Origin of the sequence: Solirhodobacter olei (genome assembly GCF_004010155.1) — a bacterium.
GTDB lineage: Bacteria > Pseudomonadota > Alphaproteobacteria > Rhodobacterales > Rhodobacteraceae > Solirhodobacter > Solirhodobacter olei.
The window spans coordinates 28,833-54,264 of record NZ_RRYH01000034.1; the positions used below are offsets into that span (position 1 = coordinate 28,833).

Sequence of the window (25,432 nt, forward strand, 5' to 3'; positions counted from 1 at the left end):
GCGAGACCTCAGGACGATCGTCCCGTTGCGTCAGGTGAGCGCAAAGCCGGATGGCGGGCAGGCGTATGGGTTTCGCCAGACCCAGCCGGGATCCTGCGGCGCGGCCAGCCTGCTGTGCGCCGCGATCGAGCTTGGCTGCACGACACTGCCCGGCAGGCGTGCCTGGGGAGAGCTCTGGACCGAGACCGTCCCCCTCAGCTGCGATCAGACCAGTGAATTGCGGATTTTTTCCGTCACCTCGGGCAGCGCCGGAAGCATTCCCTATGCGAGCCTCGGCCACTCGCTGCCGAGTTACATCTGCGAGGTCGCGGCCGTGCTGGGCCTCGAGGCGACCGTCTTCATCGCGAACAACCCGATCGGCACATTGCTGGAGTTCGTGTACCGGTCCGAAATCGCGCGCTCGGCCGAACTGCGTGTCGAGGTCGTCGAAAGCCCGCCCCCGCATCCGGGCGCCGGCGAGCGCCTTCTTCGGGTCACGCGGGTCGGACCGTCGTACTGGCTAATTCCCGCGGTTGCGCTGCATTGGGTCATGGAGCGGCCCGATGGATCGATCATGGACCCTGCAGGCGCTGAATTCGGGCACGGCCCGGGGCTCGCGCTGAACGCTCCGAGTCTGACGGACCTTGTGGAGCAGCGAAAACGGCAGGAGATCGACTGCTTCGACACCGGGATCGGCATCCTGTTTCGTCAGGCGTCCGGCTGAGGCGACGTGACGTCATCGCGCGGGGCCCCGGTCAGGAGGGCGGGAAGCGGGCTTTTTCGGCCCGTTGTGGCCTCGACACCCGGCCGGAAAGCTATAGGTAAGGCCCAGATACAACTTTTCAGGGGCGCGCAGAGCCGTGGGGGGCAAGCCCGGCGACCCAAACGAAGGCGCGCGCACTGGCTCAATCCCATGCCATAATTGGTACGGCTTTCATCGAGCACGTAGAGACGGGAGAACTCTACGGGATCTATGCCTATGACCTGGTCTGGGGGCAGGACGTCGTTCCCGGGCCCGGGGGAGGGGACGAGACCGTTCATTTCGGCCAGTTCAATCACCCCTGCCTCGGGCTTCTCCATTGGGCGTTCTGGGAAGGTTCGGACGGAACCCTCGAAGACTTTCAGAGCAGCGTCGGGCCCCACAAGCTGATCATTAACTTCGAGGTGATCGATATCTGAATCGGGCGGTTCGGTGCGGCGGCCTAGCGAATGACGCTCGATCCCCGGGGGATCAGGGTCGGCCGCGGGCCCGCCACATGGCCCTGACCGTCCCCCTGCCGCAGATGGTCGAGCAGCAGGTCGACCGCCTGGGCGGCGACGATGTCGAGAGAGAGGTCCACCGCGGTCAGCATCGGCCGGCACTGGCGCGCGCGCAGCCCGTCGTAGCGCGTGACGATCCTTATGTCTTCGGGAACCCTGAGGCCGGCTTCCGCCGCGGCGCGATTTGCCCCGACCGCGAAAGCGTCCACCGGCACGCAGAGGCCGTCGATGCGCGGATGCTCGGCCAGCAGGGCGCGGATGGCGCGATACGCGCCCTCCTCCCCGTCGCTTTCGTCTGTCCGCAGGATGATGGGCTCCATCCCCCGGGCGCGGGCGAAGTCACGGTAGACCGACTCGGCCTCGATATAGGAGTTCCGGCGCGAGGCCCCGAGGACCAGAGCGATGTGGCCCGCCCCCTGTTCGTCCAGGTGGTTGAGAAGAAGGTCGACCGTCTCTGCCGAGCGGAGGTCGACGTAGGGCACCTCTGCCTCCGCGCCGTTCAGGCGGCCGATCGAAACGATCGGCAGACCGCTTTTGCGCAGGCGCACCACATCCGGATCGTCGCTGGCCGGTTCGACCAGAATGGCGCCGTCGATCGACAGGCTCTCGATCGGGCGGCCGCTTTTTTCGGTGGGCGGGACGAGGACGAGGGCCATGCCGCGTTCCAGCGCCGCAGCCGCAGCGACCGCCGCGATCTCCATCAGGAAGCCGAGCTGGGAGGGGCCGGCGGCGACCGCGAAGGGCATGGAGGAGAAGAGCGCGATCATCTCCGACCGGCCGGTGCGGAGGCGCTGCGCGCTGATGTTCGGGGTGTAGCCCAGCAGGCGAACCGCCGCCTTCACCCGCTCGCGCGTGTCGGCATCGACATACCGCCGCCCGGAGAGGGCGTTCGAGACAGTGGCCGGGGACACCCCCACCTCGCGCGCGATATCGACAATCGTCACGCGGGCGCGGCGGGGTTTCTGTGGACTGCGGGACATCGCCACCTTGCCGTTCGAGAGGCCGTTGCAGCCCCCCGTACCTCTATCGGCCGTCACCCGCATCTGGGCAAGTGTCCCGTCTGACAGGAAATTTGGATGCTTGACATGTCAGAGGCGCTGTGGCGCTATAGTAAAACGTTTTACTATAGTGAATCTGCGGCGCGAACAACGAGTAAACGTTTTACCGTGGCTTTCCGCGCCCAGGCCCCCGGCGCCCCCGCCGGTGGGGGCGGGCGAGCCGGGCGGTCGCGTCCGCGACAACGAAACAGGGATCGACCATGTCTCAACACGTCCAACCCGTCGACGAGCGAATGGCTCTTCGCAGACTCATCCCCTTCGGGCTTCAGCATGTCCTGGTGATGGCGGCATCGCCCATCACCTCGGTCTTCATCGTCAGCCGCACCCTCAACCTCTCGGCCGACCTGACGATCAACCTGATCAGCGCGACCTTCCTGGTCTGCGGCCTCGGCTCTCTGCTGCAGAGCTTCGGGCCGTGGAAGTTCGGCGCGCGCCTGCCGTTCATCATGGTTCCGGGCGGCGCACCGATCGCGATCTTCCTGATCATCGCCAAGCAGACGGATATCCAGACGGCCGTGGGCGCGGTGATCATCACGGCCCTGCTTTATTTCGCGATCATCCCGGTCTTCGCGCGTGGCCTGCGGTATTTCCCGAAGCTGGTGATCGGCACGATGCTGATTCTGGTTTCGATCAACCTCGTGAAGATCTACGGTGGCATCGTCACCGGCCAGCCCGGCAGCGCGCATTTCGGCGACCCGGCGAACATCCTCATGGCGCTGATGACGATCGGGCTGACGCTGGTCTTCGCCCGCGTCCTGACCGGGATGCTGAGTCAGCTGAGCGTGCTGTTCGGCCTGCTCGCCGGGGCTGCGGTGGCCGCGGCGCTGGGGCAGATGAGCTTCGGGTCGATCCTGCCCGGGCCGGTGGTGAGCTTCCCCACGCTCCTGCCGTTCGGGATGCCGCATTTCGACCTTTACGCGGCCGTGCCGCTGATCGTGTTCAGCGTGATCTCCATGGCCGAGGCGACGGGCCAGACCGTGGCGATCGCCGATGCGGTCGGAAAGGACATCGACCAGCGCGTCGACGTTCCCAAGACGATCCGCGGCGACGCGCTGATCTCGCTTATCGGCGGGCTCTTCGGCACCTCGCTGATCATCACCAGCGGCGAGAACATCGGCGTGGTGAAGGCGACCGGCGTGAAGTCGCGCTATGTGACTGCGGTGAGCGGGGTGATCCTGATCGGCATCGCGCTTCTGGCGCCGATCGGGCGGCTGGTCTACGCCATCCCCGGCCCCGTGGTCGGCGGCACCGCGATCATCGTCTTCTGCATCATCGCGGTGATGGGGATCGACATGCTGCGCAACGTCGACATGTCGGATCATGGAAACGTCTTCACGCTTGCCTCGGGCCTGACGATGGGCCTGCTGCCGATCCTCGTGCCGGGCGTCTACAGCCACTTCCCGCATGCCGCGCAGATGATCCTCGGCAATGGTCTGGCGGCGGGCACGGTGACGGCGGTGCTGGTCAACATCCTGTTCCAGAGCCGGGCGCCGAGGGTCGGGTTCACCGACATGCGCGCCGGCCTGGAGCTGACGGAGGAATAGCCCCTTCCGGCCGCCTGCCGCCCGCGCATCGGGCGGCGGGTCCCCTTAAGATCCCATCGACTGGAACACCGACATGCGTACCCCGCCCGACCCGAGCTGGCTTTCGACCGGCCCCCGCCTTCTGCTGCCCGAGCATCTGCTGCTGCCCGACGGACCGGCGACCGGCCAGGCTGTCGTCGTCGCCGATGGCAGGTTCGCCGACCTCGGACCACGAGAGGAGGTCATCGCGCGGAACCCGCACCTGACTGCGCAGGACCTTCCCGGCAAGCTGATCATGCCGGGTTTCGTCGATGCCCATCATCACCTGACCCAGACCTTCGGCAAGGCGCTTGCCTTCGGCGAGCCTTCGGAAATCTTCAAGCGGATCTGGGTGCCGCTTGAGGGCGCGCTCGACACCGAGCTGATCTACCTCGCGGCGAAGGCCGCGGCGCTGGAGGCGCTGCGAGGCGGGTTTACCACGGTGGTGGATGCGGGGACCCGGTCCCCCGGCGACATCGGCGCGATCGCGCGGGCGACCGAGGAGGCAGGCCTGCGGACCGTCCTTGGCCTGATCTGCAACGACGCGGCGCCCGGGGCGGACCGCGCGGAGATCCGGAAGCGGGCGGAACGGCATCTGGGCGCCTGGTCGGGCCATGCGCTGACCCATCCCTCGCTCGCGATCTCGATCCCGGAGGCGGCAAGCGACGAGATGCTGCGCGACACCTCCCGCATGGCGGCCGAGGCGGGCGCCGTCTTTCAGACCCATGTGAACGAGCATCTTGCCGCGGTCGAGCGTTCGCTGGTCAGCCGCAGGCGGCGGCCGCTGGATCTTCTGCACCACCTTGGCGTGCTGGGGCCGCAGGTTCTGATCGCGCATTCGACGCTGGTGACGCCGGATGAGCTGATGATGCTGCGCGATACCGGGACGGCGGTGTCCTACAACCCCGTCGCCTCGCAATGGAAGGGCAATGCGGTCGCGCCCGCGACGCTGATGCAGAGCCTCGGCATCCGCTTCGGGATCGGCACGGACGGGACGCGGAGCGACGGGTTCCGGCTGGTTGATGCGGCCGAGGCGGTGCAAAGGATTGCCTTCGGGCTGGGCACCGGGGATTTCTCCTGCGGGGCGGGCTGGACCTGGCTTGAGCATGCCACCGCCAGGGGCGCGGATGCGGCGGCGCTGGGCGCGGTCACCGGAGAGATCGCGCTGGGCAAGGCGGCAGATTTCCTTGTCGTCGATATCGATGTGCCGGAGTTCAGCCCCTCCTGGGACCTGGTCTGGGAGCTGGTGCGCCTTGGCAACCGCGACCAGATCGAGGCGGTCTTCGTGGCGGGCGCGCTGCGCCTGTGGCAGGGCTGGCCTGTGGACTGGGACGGCAAGGCCCTGATGCGGCGAATGGCCGAGCGGGCGGCGAAGGTGATCGCCTCGGCCCCGATCCAGCGGATCCACAGCCGGTCGACCGAGCACCGCTCTGCGATGCGCCTCGTCGCCGGAGGGAACCAATGAGTCTTTCGATCCTGGCCGTGGCGGCGCTGGTCGTGGCGCTGGCAGGCTTTGCGCAGGGCGTGGCGGGGATCGGCTTCGCGCTGATCGTGGCGCCCGTCATCGGCTACGTGCGGCCGGACCTGATGCCGGCGACGCTTCTCGTTTTGATGATCCCGCTGAACCTTTTCGTGGCGGCCCGGGAATGGCCGGAGATCGACCGGCGCGGTGCGAGCTGGGTGACGGTGGGCCGGCTGGCGGGCACCTTCGGCGGCATCGCGGTGCTGGCGACGATCCCGCCGAGTTCGCTGCATCTGCTGATCGGGGCGGCGATCATCCTTGCCGTGCTGGCGAGCGTCACCTCGCCGGTCTTCGTGCCGGGGCACAAGGCCTTCCTGACGGCGGGCGTCGTCGCCGGCGTGGCGGAGACGGCGACGGGGGTGGGCGGGCCGCCGCTGGCGCTGGTCTATCAGCATCACGAGCCCAAGCAGATCCGCGCCACGATCGCCATCTGCTTCCTGATCGGCGAGGTCGTCTCGCTCGCCTCGCTTCTGGCCGTCGGCCGCGTGAACGTGGCGGAGCTGCGCTTTGCCGTGGCGCTGATGCCCGCCGTTGCGCTTGGTGTCCTGGCGAGCCGGCACGCGCACGGCTGGCTGAGCGCAAGGCTGGCGCGGCAGATCGTGCTTGGCTTCGCGCTGGTGTCCGGGGTCATTCTGCTCGCCCACTAGGCGCCATCGCGAATGGCAAGCCCGGCGCCGGGCCCGGCGTCATCGCCCCCGCCCGCGACCGGACGACAAATCCGTCGTCCGCGCGGGCGTTTTGAGTGCCGTCAATGTGCGGGCAGGGGATCGCTGTGAAATGCGCGTGAAGACCACGCGCCTGACTGTTCGGGCGCAGGGGTGACAGGCGTCGGAGCGGCAGATATGCCTTACATGATCATAACATCCGCGGCGCTTCTGATTTCCGTGGCCTATGCAACCGCGCAGACCACTGGGGGGATGGGGCCGGTCTACCGGACCTTGCAGCAGCAGGGGTTCACCAACATTCGGACCGTGCGTGACCGTACCCGAAACCGCATTCGCGTCACGGCGCAGCGCGGCAGTCTCACACGCAGACTGGTCTATGATGCCGCGACCGGAGCGTTGCTGTGGGATAACCTCGCCCCCGACCAGGACCGGACCCGCGATCGCATCTACCAACGGGACTTCGGCAAGGATCGCGACCGCGATCGATTTCAGGATGGCATGCCGGACCGCGTTCGCGACCCGACGGGCCATTAGGGCATGGCCGTCGAAGCATGAGGAAAAGCCCAGGGGGCCGTTTGGAAAGGCAAAGGCCTGCGCGGGCATTGGAACGGGGTTTTGGTCCCATTCGCCCGAGTGGGTTCCTGCATCTGTTGGCATTGGAAAGGTGAAGAAATGACCGTTCGTGTTTGGGACCCGCTGCTGCGTCTGTTCCACTGGAGCCTCGTTGCGGCCTTTGCCGTTGCCTGGCTCAGTTCGGACGAGGGGCACGCGCTGCATCAGACCACCGGATACATCGCCGGAGGGCTGATCGCGTTCCGGATCGTCTGGGGCGTGATCGGGCCACGATATGCCCGGTTTTCGCAGTTCATGCGGGGTCCGAGGGCGGTCATCGGGTATCTGGGTGACTTGATCGTCAGGCGCGAGCGGCGCTATCTGGGGCACAATCCGGCCGGTGCGGTGATGATCGTCGCCCTGCTTCTGAGCCTGTCGGGTACGGTTTACACGGGCTGGCAGATGGTCAGCCCGGCGCGCGTCGCCATGTTACCTGCGGTCGTTTCGCCCGCCTATGCCGAAGAGGAGGAGGGCGGATCTGGCGGTGAGGGCGCGGAACATGCGCTGAAGGATCTTCACGGCGCGCTCGCCAATCTGACGCTGCTGCTGATCCTCGTGCATATCGCCGGCGTCGCCTATGCCAGCCTGCGCCATCAGGAGAACCTGGCGCGATCGATGGTCACCGGGCAAAAGCGGGCGGCGGGGCCGGGTGACGTTGATTGACGCAGCGCGCCGGGATTTCGCGGAAGGCCATTGCGCCGGTCAGCACAAGTGCCTCTGGATGCGCGTGTATCGAATCCTGTCGATGCAAAACCGGGGGCTTCTCCATGAGCAGGTTGACCCATTCCGAATATCACATGGTGCATCGCATCGGTTGGCTGAGGGCCGCCGTGCTTGGCGCAAATGACGGCATCGTCTCCACCGCGAGCCTTGTCGTGGGGGTGGCGGCGGCGGGCTCCGGCAAGACCGAAGTTCTCGTCGCCGGTCTGGCCGGTCTGGTTGCGGGCGCGATGTCCATGGCGGCGGGGGAGTATGTCTCTGTCAGTTCCCAGACCGATGCGGAGCGCGCGGATCTTGCCCGTGAAACGCGGGAGCTGGCGGAAGACCCCAAGGGCGAACTTGCCGAACTAACGGCTATCTATGCCGCGCGCGGACTTGATGAGGACCTGGCAAGGCAGGTGGCCGTTCAGCTTACCGAGCGGGACGCGCTTGGCGCGCATGCCCGCGACGAGCTTGGGATCTCCGAGACGGTGACCGCGCATCCGGTTCAGGCCGCGCTCGTGTCCGCCGGGACCTTCGCCGTCGGTGCCGTCGTGCCTCTGCTTGTCGCGCTGCTGGCGCCGGCGGGCACGGTCGGTATCGCGGTTGCCGCGACCACGCTTGTCGCGCTGGCTGTCCTCGGGGCGCTTGGCGCGACCGCGGGCGGGGCAGGGCAGGTCAGGGGGGCCGTGCGCGTGTTGTTCTGGGGCGCGCTTGCCATGGCCCTTACGGCCGCCGTCGGCATGGTCTTCGGCGTGACGGCGTGATGCGGCGAGGGCCCGTTTCCCGCTGATCCCGCATGGGACAGCGGGGCAGGGAAGCCTGCCCGCGGGCCGGCCGTTCGCCGCGGGCGGCATCAAGGTCCAGAAGGGGGGAGGCCGGCCTTTACGTCATCCGGCCGCGTTTCTGGCGACCCAGTCGGCGAAGGACGACATGAAGCGTTTCAGAAAGTCGCGCGTATCGTCACGGGCGATCCTGCCGTCACCGTCAAAGAGGGTCGCAAGCCCGCCGATGTAGGCCTCCGGCTGGTGCATCGCCGGCATGTCGAGGAAGACGAGGGACTGGCGCAGGTGGTGGTTCGCGCCGAACCCCCCGATGCCGCCCGGGGAGCCGGTCACGATCCCGGCCGGCGTTCCTTTCCAGGCGCTCTGACCCGCCGGGCGCGATCCGACGTCGATGGCGTTCTTCAGGGCGCCCGGGACGGACCGGTTGTATTCCGGGGTGACGAACAGGACCCCGTCCGCCTGTCTGATCGACGCGCGAAACGACGACCATGCCTCGGGCACGTTCTCCTCGTCGAGGTCCGTGTTGTAGAGGGGAAGATTTCCGGTGTCGACGAAGCGGAAGGCCAGATTGTCGGGCGCCAGTCCGGTCAGGGCCTCGGCCAGCTTGCGGTTGAGCGACGCCTTGCGAAGGCTTCCGAGCAAGATTGCGATGTCATAGCGGTCCTTCATGTCACTTACCTTCGATGAGAGTTGCGGGATAAAAGCGAGGCTCCGGGAGGATCTAATCCGCTGGCGCCGGTTGCACAGGCAAGGGCCCGGTTCAGGCCCCTTGCCTGGCTTCATCCCCGAACGTCGACCATGCGGCCTGCCCCTGTGCCTGCGCGGGTTTTCGTCGCGCTGCGGTGAAGATTGACTGACGTCAACGCATCAGAAGCGGGTTCGTCTATTCAGACGGAACCTGGATAAACCGCGGGTTCTGCAATGGAAACGAGTGGTGTCTGGATCCTGATCATGAATGCGACACGGGCGCGGATCCTGCGCGGGATCGACCATCGCCGGTCGGTTCCAAGCGAACTTGTCCTGCGGTCGCGCCAGAGGCGGCTGAGGTCGGTGCTGGGCAACGGAACCTACGGTGGGCCGCACATCTCCGGGCATGCCTACCCGGCAAGCCACGGCGTCTGGAACGACATGCTGGTGCAGGACGAGAACGATTTTTCCCAGCAGGTGGTGGCGTTCCTCGAGTCGCATCGCCTGGCGCGCGACTTCGACCGGCTCGTCGTCTTCGGCGCGCCGGAGGTACTTGCCCGCCTCCGGGAGGCGATGCCTGCCACGCTGCGCGGCCGCGTCGCGGCGGAGATCGACCAGAACCTGATCAGGTTGTCCGAGGCCGAGCTGGAGGAGCGGGTCGCCACCGTGGTGGAGGCGCTCTGAAAGCGCCGGGCCGCGGCATCCCTCGGGATGCGCGGCCCGGCAGGCGATGGGGAGGGATCAAGCGGCCTTGACCTCGATCGTCTTCTGGCTGGCCTTCGCCTTGGAGGATTTGGGCAGGGTCAGCGTCAGAACGCCGTTGGCGTAGCTCGCCTCGGTCTTGTCGGCATCGACGCTGTCGGGAAGGCCGAAGCTGCGCTGGAAGCTGCCGTAGCGGCGCTCGCACATGTAGTAGTCGGCGTCTTCCTCCTTCTCCTCCTGGGTCTTCTCTCCCCGGATCGTCAGCAGTCCGTCGGACACCTTCACCTCGATGTCCTTCGGGTCGATGCCCGGCAGTTCCGCGGTGATCCTGAAGCCGCCGTTCTCCTCGACCACGTCGACGACGGGGGAGAGGGGCCATTCCGCGGCGGTCGGCCAGGACATCGGGGAGTAGGGGGCCGTGCGCCTGCGCGAGGGCAGGAAATCGTCGAACAGCCTGTCGACTTCGCGGCGCAGCATGTCGAACGGGGCCCAGCGCTCCGGCTCCCTCGGTTGCGGGGCGGATGTGGACTGGACGGCGAGTTTGGTCGGCGTTTCGGCCATGGTGGGATCCTTTCTGGATGTGGTGCGCAGCCGCGCGGGTCGGCGTGGCGCCGGCGGCCGGATGCGGAGATGCGGCTGGTCGTGGCAACGGGGAGAGGGCCGGATCTTCACAGCTGGCTGCCGACGGAAGAAGTGAAAGCCGGACAGGGCGGGCGAGCGTTGACGGTGGTCAAAAATTCCCGCGCCTGGCGCAGCTGGAGAGGGCCTTCGGCAAAGGGCTGCCCACCGGGGCCGGGCGTGGCCGGGCGCTACGCCACGACCGACGGCGGGGCGGGCGTCCTGCCGCCTGTCCCGGGCGGTTTCATGGCGAGATCGTCCGGCGCGATGCCCAAGCCCTGCACGTGCCCCGTCGTTCTGCGGTTGGCGTTCGCGGCCCGGGCCGGTACCAGCCCCGCGCTGCGGCGCAGGCGGTCGAGGTCGGGAATGCCGAAATGCATCGGATCGCGGATCTCGATCAGGCCCTCATCCTGCAGGCGGTGGGTGATGCGGCTGATCGATTCCCGCGTGGTGCCCAACAGGTCCGCGATATCGGCGCGCGGAATATCCACGGTCAGGATCCCGCCGCCGTCGGGCATCGGTTGATAGCGCAGCTTTTCGCAGGCGAGCGCGAGAAACCGGACGAGGCGCTCGTCGGACGTCTGCAGCCCGAGCGACCAGACGAGCTGGCGCATCTCGTCGAGCCGGACGGCGTGCTGGAGGTAGACGGCGCGGCGCAGCTCCGGTTCCTCGGATATGAGCCGCTCGAAGGCCGGACGCTCGATCCGGCAGACCTGCGCCGGCGTGACGGCTTCCAGCTCGTAGCCCATGCGCACGTCGGCGCGTTCATCGACGAGCTCGCCGGGGAAGACCAGCCCCATGATCTGGCGCCGCCCCTCGGCCGAATACCGCGCCATGCGGAGGTAGCCGGATTGCAGGATGCCCACGAAGGCCTTGTCGCTCGTCTCGTTCCAGAGGCCCTGGTTTTCGTGGTAGCCCACAGCATAGCTGCGCGCCTTCAGCCGTGCGTGGGCGCGCGCGGGCAGCCCCCCGCAGATGCCTTTCGTATATGCCTGGCAGGACAGGCACCCGCTCGGCCGGGTTTCAATCGTCTGTGGCAGCATTCCAATGCCCCGGGGTTGGCAGACCCGATCGACTCTCTCAATGAGAGCAGTTTGTACCCTGCGACTGCCGGTTGTATTGATGTCGATCAAGAAACGGTGAGGCATCCGCTGCTAATGTGATCCCACGTCTCCGGAGACGGAGATTTCTGCGCGTGCAGCGCATGGCTCGTGAAAGGCAGCTGCCGGCGGAGGCTTTGATGACGGATTCCCCATTTGAACCCGCGCCTTCGGCAGAGGGCGCGGAGGTTGCCGAGGGCAAGCTCGACCGCCTTCTTGCGACCTTGCCGCCGGATCTTCGGCCGAAGCTCGAATCCATCTGCCAGCGCCGCTCGGTGCGGGCCGGCGAGGTGCTTGTGGAAGAGGGCGAGGACTCGCTCGTCATCGGCTACGTGCTGAGCGGGATGCTTGGCATGGTGAAGCTGCTCCCTGACGGGCGCCGGCACATCATCGGCCTTCTGGTCCCGACAGACATGTACGGCCGCCTGTTCAACGGAAAATTCTCGTACCAGATCGACGCGCTGAGCGATGCGGAGCTTGTCGTTTGCTCACGCCCGGCCTTCGAGGCGCTACTGGAGCAGGCGCCGGTCGCGGAGCGGCTGTTCATGGTCGACATGTTCGACGAACTCGACGCGGCGCGGGAGTGGATCCTGGTCCTTGGCGGGCCGAAGGTGGTCCAGCGGGTGGCCTCGTTCCTGCTGATCCTGTGCCGGCGCAAGATGCGCGGGGCCATCCCTGCCGACACTGACGACGATCCGATAAACCTGCGCCTCGCGATCCGGCGGCCGGACCTGGCGCAGTACCTCGGCGCGCGGCCCGAATCGCTGAGCCGGGCCTTTCATCAGCTCGAGCGGGACGGGCTGCTGCGGATGAACTCGCCGCATGATTTCGATATTCTCGACGTGCCCGGCCTGATCGACGTGGCCGGCCATGATCTGGTGATCGAGGAAAGCGCCGCGCGGGGCTGAAGGGCAGGGCCCGTCAGAGCCCGACGTTGTCCGGGATCACGGCCTTTGCCTCCGGCTCTGGTGCCTCGGTCATGACCGCCTCTGTCAGAAGCAGTGTCCCGGCGACCGAAACGGCGTTTTCGAGGGCCACCCGCAGCACCTTTGCCGGGTCGATGATGCCGGCTTGGACCATGTCGCCATATTGCTTGGCCGCCGCGTCGAAGCCGAAGGTGTCGCTGCCGCGCAGGACTTCGGCGATCACCACACCGCCGTCCATGGCGGAATTGGCCGCGATCTGGCGGGCCGGTGCCTCCAGCGCGCGGGCGAGGATCGAGAGACCCGTCTTCCGGTCGCCCTCGGCCTTTGCCGCCTGCGCCTCGACCGCGGCGATGGCACGCAGGAAGGTCTGCCCGCCGCCGGGCACGACGCCCTCGTCAATTGCGGCCCGGGTGGCGCTGATAGCGTCGTCGAGCGCCTCCTTGCGGCTTTTCAGCTCTGCCTCGGACGGGGCACCGGCCCGGATCACAGCGACGCCGCCGGAAAGCCGGGCAAGGCGCTCCTCCAGCTTTTCCTTGTCGTAGCTGGAGGTCGCATCTTCGATCTGCTGCTTGATCTGGGCGATGCGGCTGTCGATCTCCGAGCGTTTGCCGTGCCCGCCCACGATCGTGGTGTCGTCCTTCGTCACCACGGCGCGCTGCGCGCGGCCAAGGTGGTCAAGCGTCACCTTCTCGAGCTGAAGGCCGAGATCCTGCGAGATCAGGGTGCCGCCGGTCAGCACCGCGATGTCTTCCAGCATCGCGCGCCTGCGGTCGCCGAAGCCCGGCGCCTTCACGGCGGCGACCTTCATCCCGCCGCGCAGCTTGTTCACGACCAGCGTCGCGAGGGCTTCGTCAGAGACGTCCTCGGCGATCACGAGAAGCGGCATGTCCTGCCGGATCACGGCCTCCAGAAGCGGCACCAGCGGGCGGAGCGCCGAGAGCTTGGCTTCGTGGATGAGAAGATAGGGCGCCTCCAGCTCGCAGCGCAGCGTGTCGACCGCGGTGACGAAATAGGGGGAGATGTAGCCCCGGTCGAACTGCATCCCGTCGACCACGTCGAGCTCTGTCTCGGTGCTGCGCGCATCCTCGACCGTGATCGCGCCGTTGCGGCCGACCTTCTCCATCGCATCGGCGACGAGCGCGCCGATGACGCCGTCGTTATGGGCAGAGATCGTCGCCACCTGTTCGATTTCCCGGCGGGACTGGACCGGCCGGGCCACGGTCTTCAGATAGTCCCTGACCGCTGCCATCCCGTCGTCGAGGCCGCGGCGCAGGTCGACGGCGGAGGCGCCTGCCACGACGTTGCGCACGCCCTCGACGAAGATCGCATGGGCGAGCACGGTCGAGGTGGATGTGCCGTCGCCCACCGCCTCGCCCGTCTTTTCGGCCGCCTGGCGCAGCATCTGGGCGCCGAGGTTCTCGGCCGGGTCCTTCAGTTCCATTTCCTTGGCGATGGTCACGCCGTCGTTGCAGACGATCGGCGTGCCCCATTTCTTCTGGATCAGGACGGATTTCGACTTCGGCCCCAGCGTGACCCGCACCGCATCGGCAAGCGCGGTCGCGCCCCGCAGGAGGCTGGCGCGGGCTTCGGATTCGAAGGCAACGATCTTGTAGCTCATCGTTCGGTCTCCTTCCGGCGAAAGAGCGATTGCACCGGCCCGGCCCGGTCGCATTGACGCGGCGCAAGACCCCAGGACCGCGCGGGCCGCGGCACATTCTCCGGCCCGGGGATTTTGTGACAGCCGTCAATGCGACGTGCCGACGGCGATCGCTAGCGTTGGCCATCCGGGCTCGCCCATGAGCCAGTCTCGAGAAGGAGAAAGCCATGTCTTCCCACCGTCGCGGCCGCTTCGCCGGCCTTCAGGGCGCGACCGCGCTTGCGCTCGTGCTTGCCTGCGGACCCGCCGTCGCCCAGGAGCTGAGCGCCTCGTCATTCGCCGCCGATTTCAAGGTGATGTCGACGCTGAAGCCGCTGGTGGCGAAGGGCAAAGGCAAGGTGGCCGTCCTCTTGCCCGAAACCACCACCTCGGCGCGCTACACCTCGTTCGACGCGCCCTATCTGAAGAAGGCCTTCGCCGCCGCGGGGCTGCCGGCGCGCGACCTTATCATCACCAACGCTCAGGGGTCGGAGTCGAGCGAGCTGACCCAGGCGCAGACCGCGATCTCGCAGGGTGCCACGGTGCTGGTGATGGATCCGATCTCCTCCGGCGTCGGCGCCTCGATCGAGACCTATGCCAAGGAACACAACGTGCCGGTCATCGACTACGACCGGCTGACCCTGGGCGGCAGCCGCGGCTATTACGTGAGCTTCGATAACGTCGAGGTCGGCAAGCTGATCGGGCAGGGGATGGAACAGTGCCTGACCGACTGGAACGTGAAGGAGCCGAAGATCCTGGTGATGCGCGGCGCGCCCACCGACAACAACGCGACGCTTTTCGCGCAGGGCTACATGGACGTGCTGAAGCCCGGCTTCGATTCCGGCAAGTACACGAATGTGGGCGAGCCGGCGGGCACCTGGGACCCGGCGACGGCGCGAACGACGTTCGAAGAGCAGTTCACCGCGCATCCGAACATCAACGCCGTGGTCGTTCCGAATGACGACAACGCCAACGCGGTCATCTCCTATCTGAAGACGCTGAAGGTGCCGCCGAAGACCTTCCCGACGACCGGTCAGGATGCGACGCTGACGGGCATGCAGAACGTGCTGACCGGCTATCAGTGCGGTTCGGTCTACAAGGCGATCTACCTCGAGGCGCAGGCCGCCGCGGCGCTGTCGCTCTACCTGCGCGCGGGCGAGGAACCGCCGGCCGCCCTTGTGAACGGCAAGACCGCCGACACATCGGCGAACACCGAGGTGCCCTCGGTACTGCTGACGCCGCTCTGGGTGACGACGAAGAACATGGGCGCGACGGTGGTTAAGGACGGTTTCGTGCCCCGTGCCAAGCTCTGCGCCGGCAGCGCGATGAGCAAGGCCTGTGCCGCGGCGGGCATCAAGTAGAAGACCGCCGATGGCACCGAACGCACAGGGGCCCGGAGGGGGCGAGCCGCTCCTCCGGGCCAGGGGGATCAGGAAGAGCTTCGGCGCCGTTCAGGCGCTTTCCGGCGCGGACCTCGACGTTCCCGCCGGGCAGGTGACGGCGCTGGTGGGCGACAACGGCGCCGGCAAATCGGTGCTGATCAAATGCATCGCGGGGATCTATGAGGCCGATGGCGGCGAGATTCTGTGGAACGGCCAGCCGGTCCGCATCCGGGGGCCGCGCGACGCCGCCGCCCTTGGCATCGAGGTCGTCTATCAGGACCTCGCGCTCTGCGACAATCTCGACGTGGTCCAGAACATGTTCCTTGGGCGCGAAAGGATCGCAGGCGGCCTTCTCGACGAGGATGCAATGGAGCATGCGGCGGCGGAGACGCTGGCCGGGCTTCAGGTCACCACGCTGCGCTCGATCCGGCAGCCGGTCTCGTCGCTGTCGGGCGGGCAGCGGCAGTCGATCGCAGTAGCCAAGGCGGTGATGTGGAACTCGAAGCTGGTCATCCTCGACGAGCCGACCGCGGCGCTGGGCGTGGCGCAGACCCGGCAGGTTCTGGCGCTGGTGCGCCGTCTGGCGGACCAGGGGCTGGCGGTCGTCATGATCTCCCACAACCTCAACGACGTCTTCGCGGTGGCGGACCGGCTTGCGGTTCTGCGGCTCGGGCGCATGGTGGCGCAGGGGCCGGCGTCGGAGTTCGACCGTCCGCTGGCGGTGGAGTTGATGACCACCGGCACCTCCGATCGCCTGGGCAAGGTTGCCGGCACGGGCCCCGAAGCGCCCCCCGCCGCGCCCGTTGCCGAGGAGGCGGAGGCGGGCGCCTCCGAAACCCAGGCCGTTGTCGCGGGCGCGCGGGCCGATACGCTTTCCGGCTACGCCAGGCTTCTGCGCAGCCGGGTGCTGGCCGGCGAGAGCGGGGTGCTTCCGGTCGTGCTTGGCGTCATCCTGATCGCGGCGATCTTCCAGAGCCAGAACGACAAGTTCCTTTCGCCCGGGAACCTTGTGAACCTCCTTGTACAGGGGTCGGTCTTCATGCTGATCGGCATGGGCGAGGTCTTCGCGCTGCTGCTGGGCGAGATCGACCTGTCGCTGGGCTTCGTCGCCGGGATCGGCGCGACGATTGCCACGATCCTGGTGCAGCCGGATCTGAACGCGCCCTGGTGGAGCGCCATCCTTGCGGGTCTTGCCGTGACGGCCGTGCTCGGCGCCTTTCAGGGGCTGCTCATCACCCGGGTGCGGCTTCCGTCCTTCGTCGTGACCCTGGCGGGTCTGCTGGGATTCCAGGGGCTGATGATCGAACTGCTGGGCACCGGCGGCACGATCCCGATCCCCAGCGAGACGATCAACAACCTGGCGAATGGCACGCTGAGCCCGGCGGGCGGGTGGATCGCGGTGGGCGCGGTGCTGGTGGCCTACGCGGCGTTCACCACGCTCGGCGACAGAAAGCGGCGGCGCAGCGGGCTCGTCGCCCCACCCCCGGGTGTTACGGCGCTGAAGGTAGCCGCCGCGGCGCTGGCTGGCGCGGCGATCGTGCTGGTCTCCAACTTCGATCGCGGCGTGCCGGCCTATCCGGTGAACGGGATGCCCTGGGTCGTGCCGATCGTCTTCGCGGTGCTGGTGCTCTGGTCGGTGGTTCTGACCCGCACCCGCTTCGGGCGCTATGTCTTCGCGATCGGCGGCTCGGCCGAGGCGGCGCGGCGGGCGGGCATCAACCTTGCGCGTATTCGCACGATGGCCTTCACGCTGGCCGCGCTGACGGCGGGGCTGGGCGGGATCGTCTATGCGTCGCGGCTCCGCTCGATCTCGACCAGCTTCGACGGCGGGACGGTGGTTCTTTACGTGGTCGCGACCGCCGTCATCGGCGGCACCAGCCTTTTCGGCGGGCGCGGACATCCTCTGCACCCGGTTCTGGGCGGCATCGTCATCGCGGCAATCGTGAACGGGATGGCGCTGCTGGGCCTTCCGGCGGCCGTTCAGCTGATGGCGACGGCGCTGGTCCTGCTGGCCTCGATCACGGTTGACGTCATCGTGCGGCGGAGGGGCGAGACGGTGCGCTGAAGGGAGCGCCGGGGATGGCGGAGCGGGGAGGAGGACCTGGACATGCCCGAAGACCGCGCCACACCGCCGATCGACGAGAAGACCCGGACAGAGCGTCTGGGCGCGCTGCCCAAGGCGCCGATGCCGATGCCCCGCCAGGTGCTTGAGCACAAGGCCGGGCGTCTGGCCCGGTTCCGGGCGTTCCTGGCTTACTGGCTGCTTGCCCATCTGTCCGAGCATTGAAGGACCCGCCTTACGGCCCGCTGGAGCGGGGCCGTGGCCGTGGCCCGTCTCCGGTCATCGCGTCACGGCGTCCCAGCCGGTGACGACATCGAGCAGTTCGGCGGTGATCGTCTCCTGACGGAGGTCATTTTCGGCCCGGGCGAGCGCCTCGAGCTTGTCGCCGATGGCGCGATCGGCCGCTTCCATCACGCGCAGGCGGGCCGCGTTCTCTGACGCGAAGGATTCCATCAGGGTCTGGGAGAGTGCGGCGAAGAGATACTCGCGGTCGAGTTCGGCGAGGAGCGCTGGTGCCGGAAGCTGCACAAGCGGCGGCGCGCGGCGAGGGCCGCCGGGCGCGGGCGGATCGGGTGGCAGGACCCGCCGGTAGGCCGGATCGAAGCCACCGCCCTTTCGGTAACGACCGAAGACCACACCCGCCTCGGCATGGCCGGAGAGCGCGAGGGCTACGTCATGCGCCGCATCCCCCACGCCTGCGATATGCGTCGCGGTCGGCAGCACGAGGTCCGGCTTCAACTTGCGTTCCGCCGCGGTGACCCCGCCGCGTTTGCCGATCACGATCAGATCCTGGCCCGGCCGCAGGCGGGCCGCGGCCTCGTCCAGCAGGCGGGCATTGAAGCCTCCCGCGAAGCCATGCTCGGAGCAGACGACGACCATCGCGGCGCGGCGGCCCGTGCTGCGGACGCCGGTCCCGCCAAGGGCGAGCGCGTCGGCCAGCGCCTCTGCCACGATGTCGGAATAGGCCCGGATGCCGGGCAGCGCCGCCAGCGCCTCCTGAAGGCGGCTCGCGGCGAGGGCGCGGAGGGCCTGGAAGAGGCCGCGAAGCTCAGTGAGGCTCGCGATGCGGGCGCGGAGGATCTGCTCCTGCTCCATCTCATCCTCCTGCCAGTGCGGCATCGACCGCGGCGGCGAGGGCGGCACGGTCAGCCTCGTCCGGCGCGCCCGCCGCGGTGATGCGGGCGGCGGCATCCGGGCAGCGAAGGGCGATCAGCGCGGGAAGCGCCGCCTTCAGGCGCGCGACCTCTGACAGCGGGACGGCATCGAGCCGGCCCTCCGCCGTCGCGGTGAGCAGGGCAACCTGGGTGGCGAGCGCGACGGGGTGGTACTGCGGCTGAACCAGGACCTCGCGGATGCGGCGGCCGTGATCGATCTTCGCCTGAGTGCGGGGATCCATCATCGCGCCGAAGCGGGTGAAGGCCTCCAGCTCGGTGAACTGGCCGTAGTCGAGCTTCAGGCTGCCCGTTGCCGCCTTCATCGCCGGGGCCTGCGTCTGGCTGCCGACGCGGCTGACGGAGAGGCCGACATTCACCGCGGGCTTCTGGCCCTCGTAGAACAGCTTCGGTTCGAGGTAGATCTGTCCGTCCGTGATCGAGATGAGGTTGGTCGGGATATAGGCGGTGAGGTTGCCGCCCTGCGTCTCGGCGATGGGCAGCGCGGTGAGCGAGCCGCCACCTTTGCCGGCGGTCAGCTTCGCGGCGCGTTCCAGAAGCCGCGAATGCAGATAGAACACGTCGCCGGGATAGGCCTCGCGCCCCGGGGGACGGCGCAGCAGCAGCGAAAGCTCGCGATACGTGATCGCGTGCTTGGAGAGATCGTCGTAGACGATCAGCGCATGCTGGCCACGGTCGCGGAAATACTCGGCCATCGTGCAGGCGGCGTAGGGCGCGATCCACTGGGCGCCCGGCGGGGCATCGGCCTCTCCAACAACGACGATGCAGCGCTCGAAGGCGCCGTGGGAGCGGATCGCCTCTACGGCCTGGCCGACGGTCGAGGCCTTCTGACCGATGGCGCAGTAGACGCAGATCACGTCACTGTCCTTCTGGTTGACGATCGTGTCGAGCGCCAGGGCGGTCTTGCCTGTCTTGCGGTCGCCGATGATGAGCTCCCGCTGGCCGCGGCCGAGGGGGATCATCGCGTCGACGACGACAAGGCCCGTCATAAGCGGCTCCGTGACCAGATCGCGGTCGATGATCCCGGGGGCGGGGCTTTCCACCGGGTCGTGCCGCTCTCCGACGATCGCGGGTCCGCCGTCCAGCGGGCGGCCGATGGCATCGACCACGCGACCGAGCAGCGCCTCGCCGACGGGCACGCGCACGACCTCGCCCGTTCCGTGGACCGGGCTCCCGGCCTCGATCCCGCCGGGTGGGTCCAGCAGGACGACGCTCACCTCGTCCTCGCGCACGCGGAGCGCGATCCCCCGTGTGCCGGAGGCGAATTCCAGGACCTCCTCCGCGCGGGTTTCCGGCAGGCCGGCGACCGTCGCCACGCCGTCGCCGATGCTGGTTACCGTGCCGACGTGGAGGATGCCCGGCGCCGCGGGCGTTGCGGCAAGACGCGCCCTGGCCGGGGCGAACCAGGACCTTATGCTGTCGTCAATCTCCGTCATTTTGCGCCATCGCCTCTGCCGCTTCCGCAATGCGGTCCGCCCAGCCGAAGTTGAGAACCGAATGGGCCAGCCGCAGCTCCACCCCGCCGATGAGCTGCGAATCTTCCGCAAAGCTCAGGCTGCCGCCGCCGCCAAGAAGGGGCAGGAGGCGGGCCGACCAGACCGGACGATCCTCGGGCGCGAGGGGGCGGGCCGTGACCACGGTGGCGACCGCGCCGGGCCGCGCCATGTCGGCGGCGAGGCGTAGCCGTTCCTGCTCCGGAAGGGCGGCGAGGGTGTCGGCCAGCCCGTCGAGGAAGAGACCCGGTGCCACCTTCCCCGCCGTCGCCTCGAGGATGCGCCCGGCGATGCCGGCGGCGAGGGCCGCAAGATCGCGGCCTGCTGACGCGAGGGCGCCCTGCCGTTCCGCCGCGATGGCCGCCTGCGCCTTTGCAAGCTGCTGCGCGGCGGCGGCGCGCGCGGCCTCTGCCGTGGCCCTGGCGGCCTCCGCGGCCTCGGCCGCGGCGCGGTCGAGGACCTGTTGCCGCTCGGCCGCGAGGGCTTCCTGCGCATCGCGCAGCCGCTGCGTCTCGGCCGCCGCTTCGGCCTTCGCGTGGGCCGCTTCCGCCTGGAGCGCCTCTGCCTCGGCCCTGCGCTCGGCGATGACGCGGCGGACGGGCGCGTAAAGGAAGTGGCGCAGCAGCCAGACGAGGACGGCGAAGTTCGCCGCCTGCAGGCCGAGCGTCCACCAGTCGATCTTCATGGGCTCACCCGACGAAGGGATTGGCGTAGAGCAGCAGGAGCGCGATGACGAGGCAGTAGATCGCCATCGTCTCGATCATCGCGAGGCCGACGAAGAGGGTGCGGGAGATCGTCCCCGCCGCCTCTGGCTGCCGGGCGATCGCATCCATCGCCGCGGCGAGCGCGAGGCCCTCGCCGATCCCGGGGCCGATGGCGCCGAGGCCGACGGCTATGGCGGCCCCCAGGGCGGATATCATCTGGATGTCCAAGGGCAGTGTCCTTTCTCAGCTGTCCACAGCGCCGATCGCGGCGCCGATGAAGACGGTGGCGAGGATGGTGAAGATGTAGGCCTGGATCAGCCCGATCAGCAGGCCGAGGATCATGAACGGCACCGGCAGGACGAAGCCCGCGAGGTAGACCAGGATGGCGAGGATCAGCTCGTGGCTCATCATGTTGCCGAAGAGCCGGACCATGAGCGAAAGGATGCGGGTGAATTCCGAAAGCAGCGTCAGCGGCAGCAGGAGCGGGTTCGGCTTCAGGAAATGCCCGAGGTAGCCGGCAAGGCCCTGGTTGCGCAGGCCGTACCAGTGGATCGACAGAAAGACGATCGCGGCAAGGGCCATCGGGGTCTCGATCCGGCTGGTGGGCGCCTGCACTCCGGGCAGCATGGGCGAGAGGTTGGCGGCGGCCAGGAACAGGAACAGCGTCCCGAGCAGGGGCATGTATCCGCCGGGATCGCGCTGAAGGACTGCACGGACCTGGCCCTCGATCGTGGTGACGAGGATCTCCAGCGCGGCCTGTAGGGGCCCGCCGTCGGGCCGGGCGCGGCGAAGGCCGAGCCAGGAGACGAGGGTGAGGGCGGCCATGACCGCCCAGGTCGTCGCCACGGCCTCGCTGATCGGCACGGGTCCGAGGTGGAAGAGGATCTGCGGGCCAAACGGGCTTTGCATCACGGTATCCGCCGGGCAAGCCGGGTGGCCCCGACGCGGGCGAGAAGGAAGCCGGCAAAGGTGGCCAGAAGCGGCCAGGTCCCCGCCTGCGCCACGAGCCAGAGCACGAGCCCCGCGCCGGCGAGGCGCAGCACGGCATGCAGGACGATCCAGACCGGCGCAGCCTGTTCCGCCTGAAGCCGGACGCCGCGCCACATCAAGGCGAAATAAGCCCCGCCTAGCGCGAGCCCGAGAGCGAGGTAGAGGAGAAGCACTGCTGTCATTTCACCCTTGCCTTTCGCCACGCGCTCCAGAACCCGAGCGACACCCCCGTCACGATGCCGAGCGCGCTGAACAGCACGCGGTGCCCGCTCAGACCGTCCAGCCAGCGCCCGAGCGCGGTGCCGATCAGGGTCGGCACCACGATCTGCCAGGCCAGCGCGCCGATCAGGGCGACGTTTTCCCAGGGCGTTCGCTCGCCCTCGGCCCGCGCCCGCTCGGCGCGGCGGCGGCGGGTGTCGACCGCATCCGCCAGCGGGTTCGGCTTCTGGCGCCGCTGGCTCATGGCCCGCCTCCTTCCTCGGGCGCTGGCGCCGGCGTGCGGCCGGCCTGCGCCCCGAGGTAGCGGTGCAGGACCCGCATCGTCGCCAGGTGCAGGCGTTCGGTGGAGACGCGGGCCGTGGCCTCCTCCTGCTCGGCGGCGCGGAACCGATCCATTACCGCCGTCTGAAGCTCCTCCAGCGTGCCGCCTGCCACCGCTTCGCGCGCCGCGACCGAGACGAGGGTGCCATCCGAGACCCTGAGCACGCCGCGCCGCAGGGCGACGTTGTGTTCGGCGTCGGCGCCGTCGATCCAGGTCAGGACCGAGACGGGCAGAACGGTCAGGAAATCGGTATGACCGGGCAGGATGCCGAAGCCGCCGCTCGTATCCTCTGCGCGGACCGCGGCGACATCCGGAACGTCGAGGACGAGGGCCCCGGGGGTGGTGACGACAAGCCTCATGTTCCGCCCTCGCTGAGGCCGGCGGCGCGGGCGGCCTTTTCCTTCGCCTCGGCCTCGGCCAGCGTTCCGACCATGTAGAGCGAAGCCTCGGACCAGTCGTCGGTTGCGCCGTCCAGGATGGCGCGCACGCCCTTCAGCGTATCCTCCAGCGCGACCGAGGCGCCCGGCATCCCGGTGAACTGCGCGGTGACCCCGAAGGGCTGGGTCTGGAAGCGGATCAGGCGGCGGGCGCGGCGGACGGCGGTCTGGTCGTCGGCGCCAAGCTCCTCCATCCCGAGGAGGGAGATGATCTCCTGCAGTTCCCGGTAGTGTTCGATCAGGCGGCGGACTTCCTGAGCGGTGTCGTAGTGCTCCTGGCCGACGATGGTCGGATCGAGGAGGGAGGAAACCGAGGCCAGCGGGTCGACAGCGGGGTAGAGGCCCTGGCTTGCCATGTCGCGGGACAAGACGATGGAGGAATCGAGATGGGTGAAGATCTGTGCCACGGCCGGGTCGGTAAAGTCGTCCGCGGGCACGTAGACCGCCTGGATCGAGGTCACGGCCGAGCCCTCGACGGAGGCGATGCGTTCCTGGAACTCGGCAATCTCGGAGGCAAGCGTGGGCTGGTAGCCGACCCGGGACGGCAGCCGGCCGAGCAGGCCCGAAACCTCGCTGCCCGCCTGCACGAACCGGTAGACGTTGTCGACGAGAAGCAGGACATCCTGCTTCTGCTCGTCGCGAAAGTATTCGGCGACGGTCAGGGCGGCGAGGCCAACGCGCCAGCGGGCGCCCGGGGGCTCGTTCATCTGCCCGTAGACGAGGGCGGTGTTCCGGATCATGCCCGACCGCGTCAGCTCGGTCCAAAGCTCGTGGCCCTCGCGGGAGCGCTCGCCGATCCCGGCGAAGACCGAAAGCCCGCCGTAACGTTCCGCGGTGGCGCGGATCAGCTCCATGATCAGGACGGTCTTGCCGACGCCGGCGCCGCCGAACATCGCGCCCTTTGAGCCGCGCGAGAGCGGCGCGAAGAGATCGATGACCTTGATCCCGGTCAGGAAGACCTCCGCGCCGCCGCGCTGGCTGGCAAAGCCCGGGGCAGGCCGATGGATGGCGCGGCGCGGAACGTCCGGGGCGAAGGCTGCGCCACCGTCGATCGGATGGCCGGCAACGTCGACCATGCGGCCCAGAAGCGCCCGGCCTACCGGCACGGAGACCGGGCTGCCGAGGTCTGCGACCGCGACCCCGCAGCCGAGCCCGGCCGTCTCCTGCAGGGCCACCGCGCGGATCGTCGTGGCGTCGATGTGCTGGTGGACTTCCAGCGTGATCGCCGGAGCGCTGCGGGGACGGGCCTCCAGCGCAAAGCCGATCGCCGGCAGTCCGCCGGCGTCAAAGGCGACGTCGACGACGGATCCGTCGACCTGCACGATTCGGCCGTCTACCCCAAGCGCTTGCTCCTGCCAGAGACATCCTGCTTCAGGCAAACCATACGGGGCCCGCGCCGGGGGGACATTGATCTACTTCAATGCCCTGCGTCGGGGCCGTGACCCCGTGCTGGAGGATCCCATGGCCCGTGGCGCCTTTCCCGGTTGGGGTGTCAGAGGGTGCCGCATCTGCCCCCGGGTTCGGCGCACTTGCCCTGCCGCGTGTCGTCACTGGACATGACGCCTTGCCGCTTGACCTCTCAGACGGCGTAAAATAGGGGTTTGTGACCGGCGCGGGTGTAGCTCAATGGTAGAGCAGCAGCCTTCCAAGCAAGTGATGGGCTTTTCCGCCAGCTTCCTCTCTGTTCCAATGCATTCTTTTCATTGACATATTGCATTCGCATGGGTTCTCCTTGGTGTATAGGTTTTCCTGCCGATACAGACAAAATACGGACAAATGCCCAAGCTCACAGAGACATTCGCTCGTAAGATTCCTAAGGCGCACACTGGGACGGAGAAGTACTGGGACAGCGAGGTCAGAGGGCTGATCTTGTACGTCGGTAAGAAATCCAAGACTTGGTACTATCAACGCGATGTGGGAGGCCGAACCCGCCGGGCGCTGATCGGCCGGTACCCGGTAATATCGGCGGATGCAGCCCGCCAAACCGCGCTGGGATTTGCGCTGGAATGGGGCAGGGGCGCTGGCAAGAAGATCCAGATCGGCGCGCCCACGCTGGAGGCGGCCATGGAGGCCTATCTGGCGCGGCCTAAACTCCGCTCGGACGCTCATCGGCGGAATGTCCAGGAGCAAATCGAGCGGCACCTCAAGGACTGGCTTCGCCTGCCGCTCGATGAGATCACCAAAGGCATGGTCGCCCAGCGCCATCGCTCGATGTCGGCGACGCCGTCAGCGGCCAATCACACGCTGAAGTATTTTCGCACGGTATGGAACCATGCCCGACGCATCCATGATCTGCCGGAGTCCCCGACGATGGCCGTCGAGTGGTTCGATGAGCGGGCTGATGGAGCCGTCATAGCAGACCTGATCGCATGGCGGCAGGCCGTCGATGGGATCTTCAATCCAATTCACAAGGTCTTTTACGAGCTTTTGCTCTTTACAGGGCTGCGCAAGACGGAAGCGCTCACGCTGGAGTGGCGGAACATTCACGAAGACCATATCCACTTGCCAATGACCAAGAACGGCCGAAGTTTCGACCTGCCCATCTTGCAAGTGCACCACGAGATATTGGCTCCGCTTCAAGGTCTCGGCCGGAGATGGGTGTTTCCCTCGCCGAAGGCGCCGTCGGGCCATCTCGTGGCGCCCGAGCGCATTGAATGGAGCCTGCATGCGCACCGGCGCACATTCGCAACGGTGGCAATGGAGGCGGGCGTCCTGGAGGAAGTTGTCGGCCGTCTGCTAAACCACACGCCGTTATCCATCACTGGGCGACGTTACGTGCGTCCATCGCTTGATGCCCTAAGCCCGCCATATTCGCGCAAATCTGAGGGAAAGGTTGCGTG

27 protein-coding genes are annotated in these 25,432 nt (G+C 67.9%); 13 read left to right on the plus strand and 14 right to left on the minus strand.

What is annotated here, in order from left to right:
• The first annotated feature begins 34 nt into the window (after nucleotides 1-34).
• Nucleotides 35-703 carry a T3SS effector IpaJ family cysteine protease gene (locus tag EIP85_RS19270; protein WP_479681303.1) on the plus strand — a complete coding sequence of 223 codons (669 nt, stop codon included), beginning with the start codon at nucleotides 35-37 and terminating at the stop codon, nucleotides 701-703.
• Nucleotides 704-1,181: 478 nt separating this feature from the next.
• On the opposite strand, the gene EIP85_RS19275 is transcribed toward EIP85_RS19270, so the two are convergent.
• Nucleotides 1,182-2,219 (minus strand): substrate-binding domain-containing protein, encoded by a 1,038-nt coding sequence (locus EIP85_RS19275; RefSeq protein WP_127903849.1) that lies wholly within the window; start codon nucleotides 2,217-2,219, stop codon nucleotides 1,182-1,184.
• A gap of 311 nt (nucleotides 2,220-2,530) precedes the next feature.
• Between EIP85_RS19275 and EIP85_RS19280 the strand changes: the two genes are divergently transcribed.
• From EIP85_RS19280 to EIP85_RS19305, 6 genes are all read left to right on the plus strand, one after another.
• Entirely contained in the window at nucleotides 2,531-3,841 is a 1,311-nt protein-coding gene (locus EIP85_RS19280) for a uracil-xanthine permease family protein (protein ID WP_241560103.1), read from the plus strand.
• A gap of 73 nt (nucleotides 3,842-3,914) precedes the next feature.
• On the plus strand, nucleotides 3,915-5,324 hold the full coding sequence (locus EIP85_RS19285; RefSeq protein WP_127903851.1) for an amidohydrolase family protein: 1,410 nt from the start codon (nucleotides 3,915-3,917) through the stop codon (nucleotides 5,322-5,324).
• Nucleotides 5,321-6,028, plus strand: coding sequence for a sulfite exporter TauE/SafE family protein (locus EIP85_RS19290; RefSeq protein ID WP_127903852.1), 708 nt, complete (start codon nucleotides 5,321-5,323; stop codon nucleotides 6,026-6,028). The genes EIP85_RS19285 and EIP85_RS19290 overlap by 4 nt, the downstream gene beginning before the upstream one ends.
• A gap of 195 nt (nucleotides 6,029-6,223) precedes the next feature.
• Nucleotides 6,224-6,580, plus strand: coding sequence for a hypothetical protein (locus EIP85_RS19295; RefSeq protein WP_127903853.1), 357 nt, complete (start codon nucleotides 6,224-6,226; stop codon nucleotides 6,578-6,580).
• A gap of 138 nt (nucleotides 6,581-6,718) precedes the next feature.
• Nucleotides 6,719-7,321 (plus strand): cytochrome b/b6 domain-containing protein, encoded by a 603-nt coding sequence (locus EIP85_RS19300; RefSeq protein WP_127903854.1) that lies wholly within the window; start codon nucleotides 6,719-6,721, stop codon nucleotides 7,319-7,321.
• Between the two features lie 104 nt (nucleotides 7,322-7,425).
• Complete coding sequence (locus EIP85_RS19305) at nucleotides 7,426-8,124, plus strand: VIT1/CCC1 transporter family protein (protein WP_127903855.1); 699 nt, start codon at nucleotides 7,426-7,428, stop codon at nucleotides 8,122-8,124.
• A 123-nt stretch (nucleotides 8,125-8,247) separates the two neighbouring features.
• Here the strand turns inward: EIP85_RS19305 and EIP85_RS19310 are convergent, their stop codons facing one another.
• Nucleotides 8,248-8,811 carry an NADPH-dependent FMN reductase gene (locus EIP85_RS19310; RefSeq protein WP_127903856.1) on the minus strand — a complete coding sequence of 188 codons (564 nt, stop codon included), beginning with the start codon at nucleotides 8,809-8,811 and terminating at the stop codon, nucleotides 8,248-8,250.
• Nucleotides 8,812-9,063: 252 nt separating this feature from the next.
• Between EIP85_RS19310 and EIP85_RS19315 the strand changes: the two genes are divergently transcribed.
• A complete protein-coding gene (locus EIP85_RS19315; RefSeq protein WP_127903857.1) occupies nucleotides 9,064-9,513 on the plus strand; it encodes a host attachment protein in 450 nt (149 codons plus the stop codon).
• 57 nt (nucleotides 9,514-9,570) lie between these two features.
• Here EIP85_RS19315 and EIP85_RS19320 read toward each other — a convergent pair whose 3' ends face one another.
• Nucleotides 9,571-10,092, minus strand: coding sequence for an Hsp20/alpha crystallin family protein (locus EIP85_RS19320; RefSeq protein ID WP_127903858.1), 522 nt, complete (start codon nucleotides 10,090-10,092; stop codon nucleotides 9,571-9,573).
• Nucleotides 10,093-10,340: 248 nt separating this feature from the next.
• Nucleotides 10,341-11,192: a Crp/Fnr family transcriptional regulator gene (locus EIP85_RS19325; protein WP_164871812.1), complete on the minus strand. Its 852-nt coding sequence runs from the start codon at nucleotides 11,190-11,192 to the stop codon at nucleotides 10,341-10,343.
• Between the two features lie 197 nt (nucleotides 11,193-11,389).
• Between EIP85_RS19325 and EIP85_RS19330 the strand changes: the two genes are divergently transcribed.
• Entirely contained in the window at nucleotides 11,390-12,157 is a 768-nt protein-coding gene (locus tag EIP85_RS19330; RefSeq protein ID WP_164871813.1) for a Crp/Fnr family transcriptional regulator, read from the plus strand.
• Between the two features lie 13 nt (nucleotides 12,158-12,170).
• Here EIP85_RS19330 and groL read toward each other — a convergent pair whose 3' ends face one another.
• Nucleotides 12,171-13,793 (minus strand): chaperonin GroEL, encoded by a 1,623-nt coding sequence (gene groL, locus EIP85_RS19335; RefSeq protein ID WP_127903861.1) that lies wholly within the window; start codon nucleotides 13,791-13,793, stop codon nucleotides 12,171-12,173.
• 206 nt (nucleotides 13,794-13,999) lie between these two features.
• Between groL and EIP85_RS19340 the strand changes: the two genes are divergently transcribed.
• Genes EIP85_RS19340 through EIP85_RS19350 form a run of 3 tightly spaced genes read left to right on the plus strand, consistent with a single transcriptional unit; the run spans nucleotide 14,000 to nucleotide 17,480 of the window.
• Nucleotides 14,000-15,172 (plus strand): sugar ABC transporter substrate-binding protein, encoded by a 1,173-nt coding sequence (locus EIP85_RS19340; RefSeq protein ID WP_127903862.1) that lies wholly within the window; start codon nucleotides 14,000-14,002, stop codon nucleotides 15,170-15,172.
• A 10-nt stretch (nucleotides 15,173-15,182) separates the two neighbouring features.
• Nucleotides 15,183-17,258, plus strand: coding sequence for an ATP-binding cassette domain-containing protein (locus tag EIP85_RS19345; RefSeq protein WP_127903863.1), 2,076 nt, complete (start codon nucleotides 15,183-15,185; stop codon nucleotides 17,256-17,258).
• Nucleotides 17,259-17,300: 42 nt separating this feature from the next.
• Complete coding sequence (locus EIP85_RS19350; RefSeq protein WP_127903864.1) at nucleotides 17,301-17,480, plus strand: hypothetical protein; 180 nt, start codon at nucleotides 17,301-17,303, stop codon at nucleotides 17,478-17,480.
• A gap of 54 nt (nucleotides 17,481-17,534) precedes the next feature.
• Here EIP85_RS19350 and EIP85_RS19355 read toward each other — a convergent pair whose 3' ends face one another.
• The 9 genes from EIP85_RS19355 to atpD are packed head-to-tail and all read right to left on the minus strand — an operon-like array spanning nucleotide 17,535 to nucleotide 23,917.
• Nucleotides 17,535-18,350: a F0F1 ATP synthase subunit gamma gene (locus EIP85_RS19355; protein WP_164871814.1), complete on the minus strand. Its 816-nt coding sequence runs from the start codon at nucleotides 18,348-18,350 to the stop codon at nucleotides 17,535-17,537.
• Nucleotide 18,351: 1 nt separating this feature from the next.
• Nucleotides 18,352-19,863, minus strand: a complete 1,512-nt coding sequence (locus EIP85_RS19360) for a F0F1 ATP synthase subunit alpha (RefSeq protein ID WP_127903866.1) — start codon at nucleotides 19,861-19,863, stop codon at nucleotides 18,352-18,354.
• Nucleotides 19,850-20,605: a F0F1 ATP synthase subunit B family protein gene (locus EIP85_RS19365; RefSeq protein WP_127903867.1), complete on the minus strand. Its 756-nt coding sequence runs from the start codon at nucleotides 20,603-20,605 to the stop codon at nucleotides 19,850-19,852. The genes EIP85_RS19360 and EIP85_RS19365 overlap by 14 nt, the downstream gene beginning before the upstream one ends.
• Before the next feature lie 4 nt (nucleotides 20,606-20,609).
• Complete coding sequence (locus EIP85_RS19370) at nucleotides 20,610-20,840, minus strand: F0F1 ATP synthase subunit C (RefSeq protein ID WP_206615592.1); 231 nt, start codon at nucleotides 20,838-20,840, stop codon at nucleotides 20,610-20,612.
• A 27-nt stretch (nucleotides 20,841-20,867) separates the two neighbouring features.
• Nucleotides 20,868-21,533, minus strand: a complete 666-nt coding sequence (atpB, locus tag EIP85_RS19375; RefSeq protein WP_127903869.1) for a F0F1 ATP synthase subunit A — start codon at nucleotides 21,531-21,533, stop codon at nucleotides 20,868-20,870.
• Nucleotides 21,533-21,796 carry an N-ATPase subunit AtpR gene (locus EIP85_RS19380; protein WP_127903870.1) on the minus strand — a complete coding sequence of 88 codons (264 nt, stop codon included), beginning with the start codon at nucleotides 21,794-21,796 and terminating at the stop codon, nucleotides 21,533-21,535. The genes atpB and EIP85_RS19380 overlap by 1 nt, the downstream gene beginning before the upstream one ends.
• Nucleotides 21,793-22,077 (minus strand): AtpZ/AtpI family protein, encoded by a 285-nt coding sequence (locus tag EIP85_RS19385; protein WP_127903871.1) that lies wholly within the window; start codon nucleotides 22,075-22,077, stop codon nucleotides 21,793-21,795. The genes EIP85_RS19380 and EIP85_RS19385 overlap by 4 nt, the downstream gene beginning before the upstream one ends.
• Nucleotides 22,074-22,514 carry a F0F1 ATP synthase subunit epsilon gene (locus EIP85_RS19390; protein ID WP_127903872.1) on the minus strand — a complete coding sequence of 147 codons (441 nt, stop codon included), beginning with the start codon at nucleotides 22,512-22,514 and terminating at the stop codon, nucleotides 22,074-22,076. The genes EIP85_RS19385 and EIP85_RS19390 overlap by 4 nt, the downstream gene beginning before the upstream one ends.
• Nucleotides 22,511-23,917: a F0F1 ATP synthase subunit beta gene (gene atpD / locus EIP85_RS19395; protein ID WP_206615594.1), complete on the minus strand. Its 1,407-nt coding sequence runs from the start codon at nucleotides 23,915-23,917 to the stop codon at nucleotides 22,511-22,513. Before atpD ends, EIP85_RS19390 begins: the two co-directional genes overlap by 4 nt.
• Nucleotides 23,918-24,368: 451 nt before the next feature.
• Here atpD and EIP85_RS19400 point away from each other — a divergent pair.
• A partial coding sequence (locus EIP85_RS19400) for a tyrosine-type recombinase/integrase (RefSeq protein ID WP_127903874.1) occupies nucleotides 24,369-25,432 on the plus strand: 1,064 nt, incomplete at its 3' end.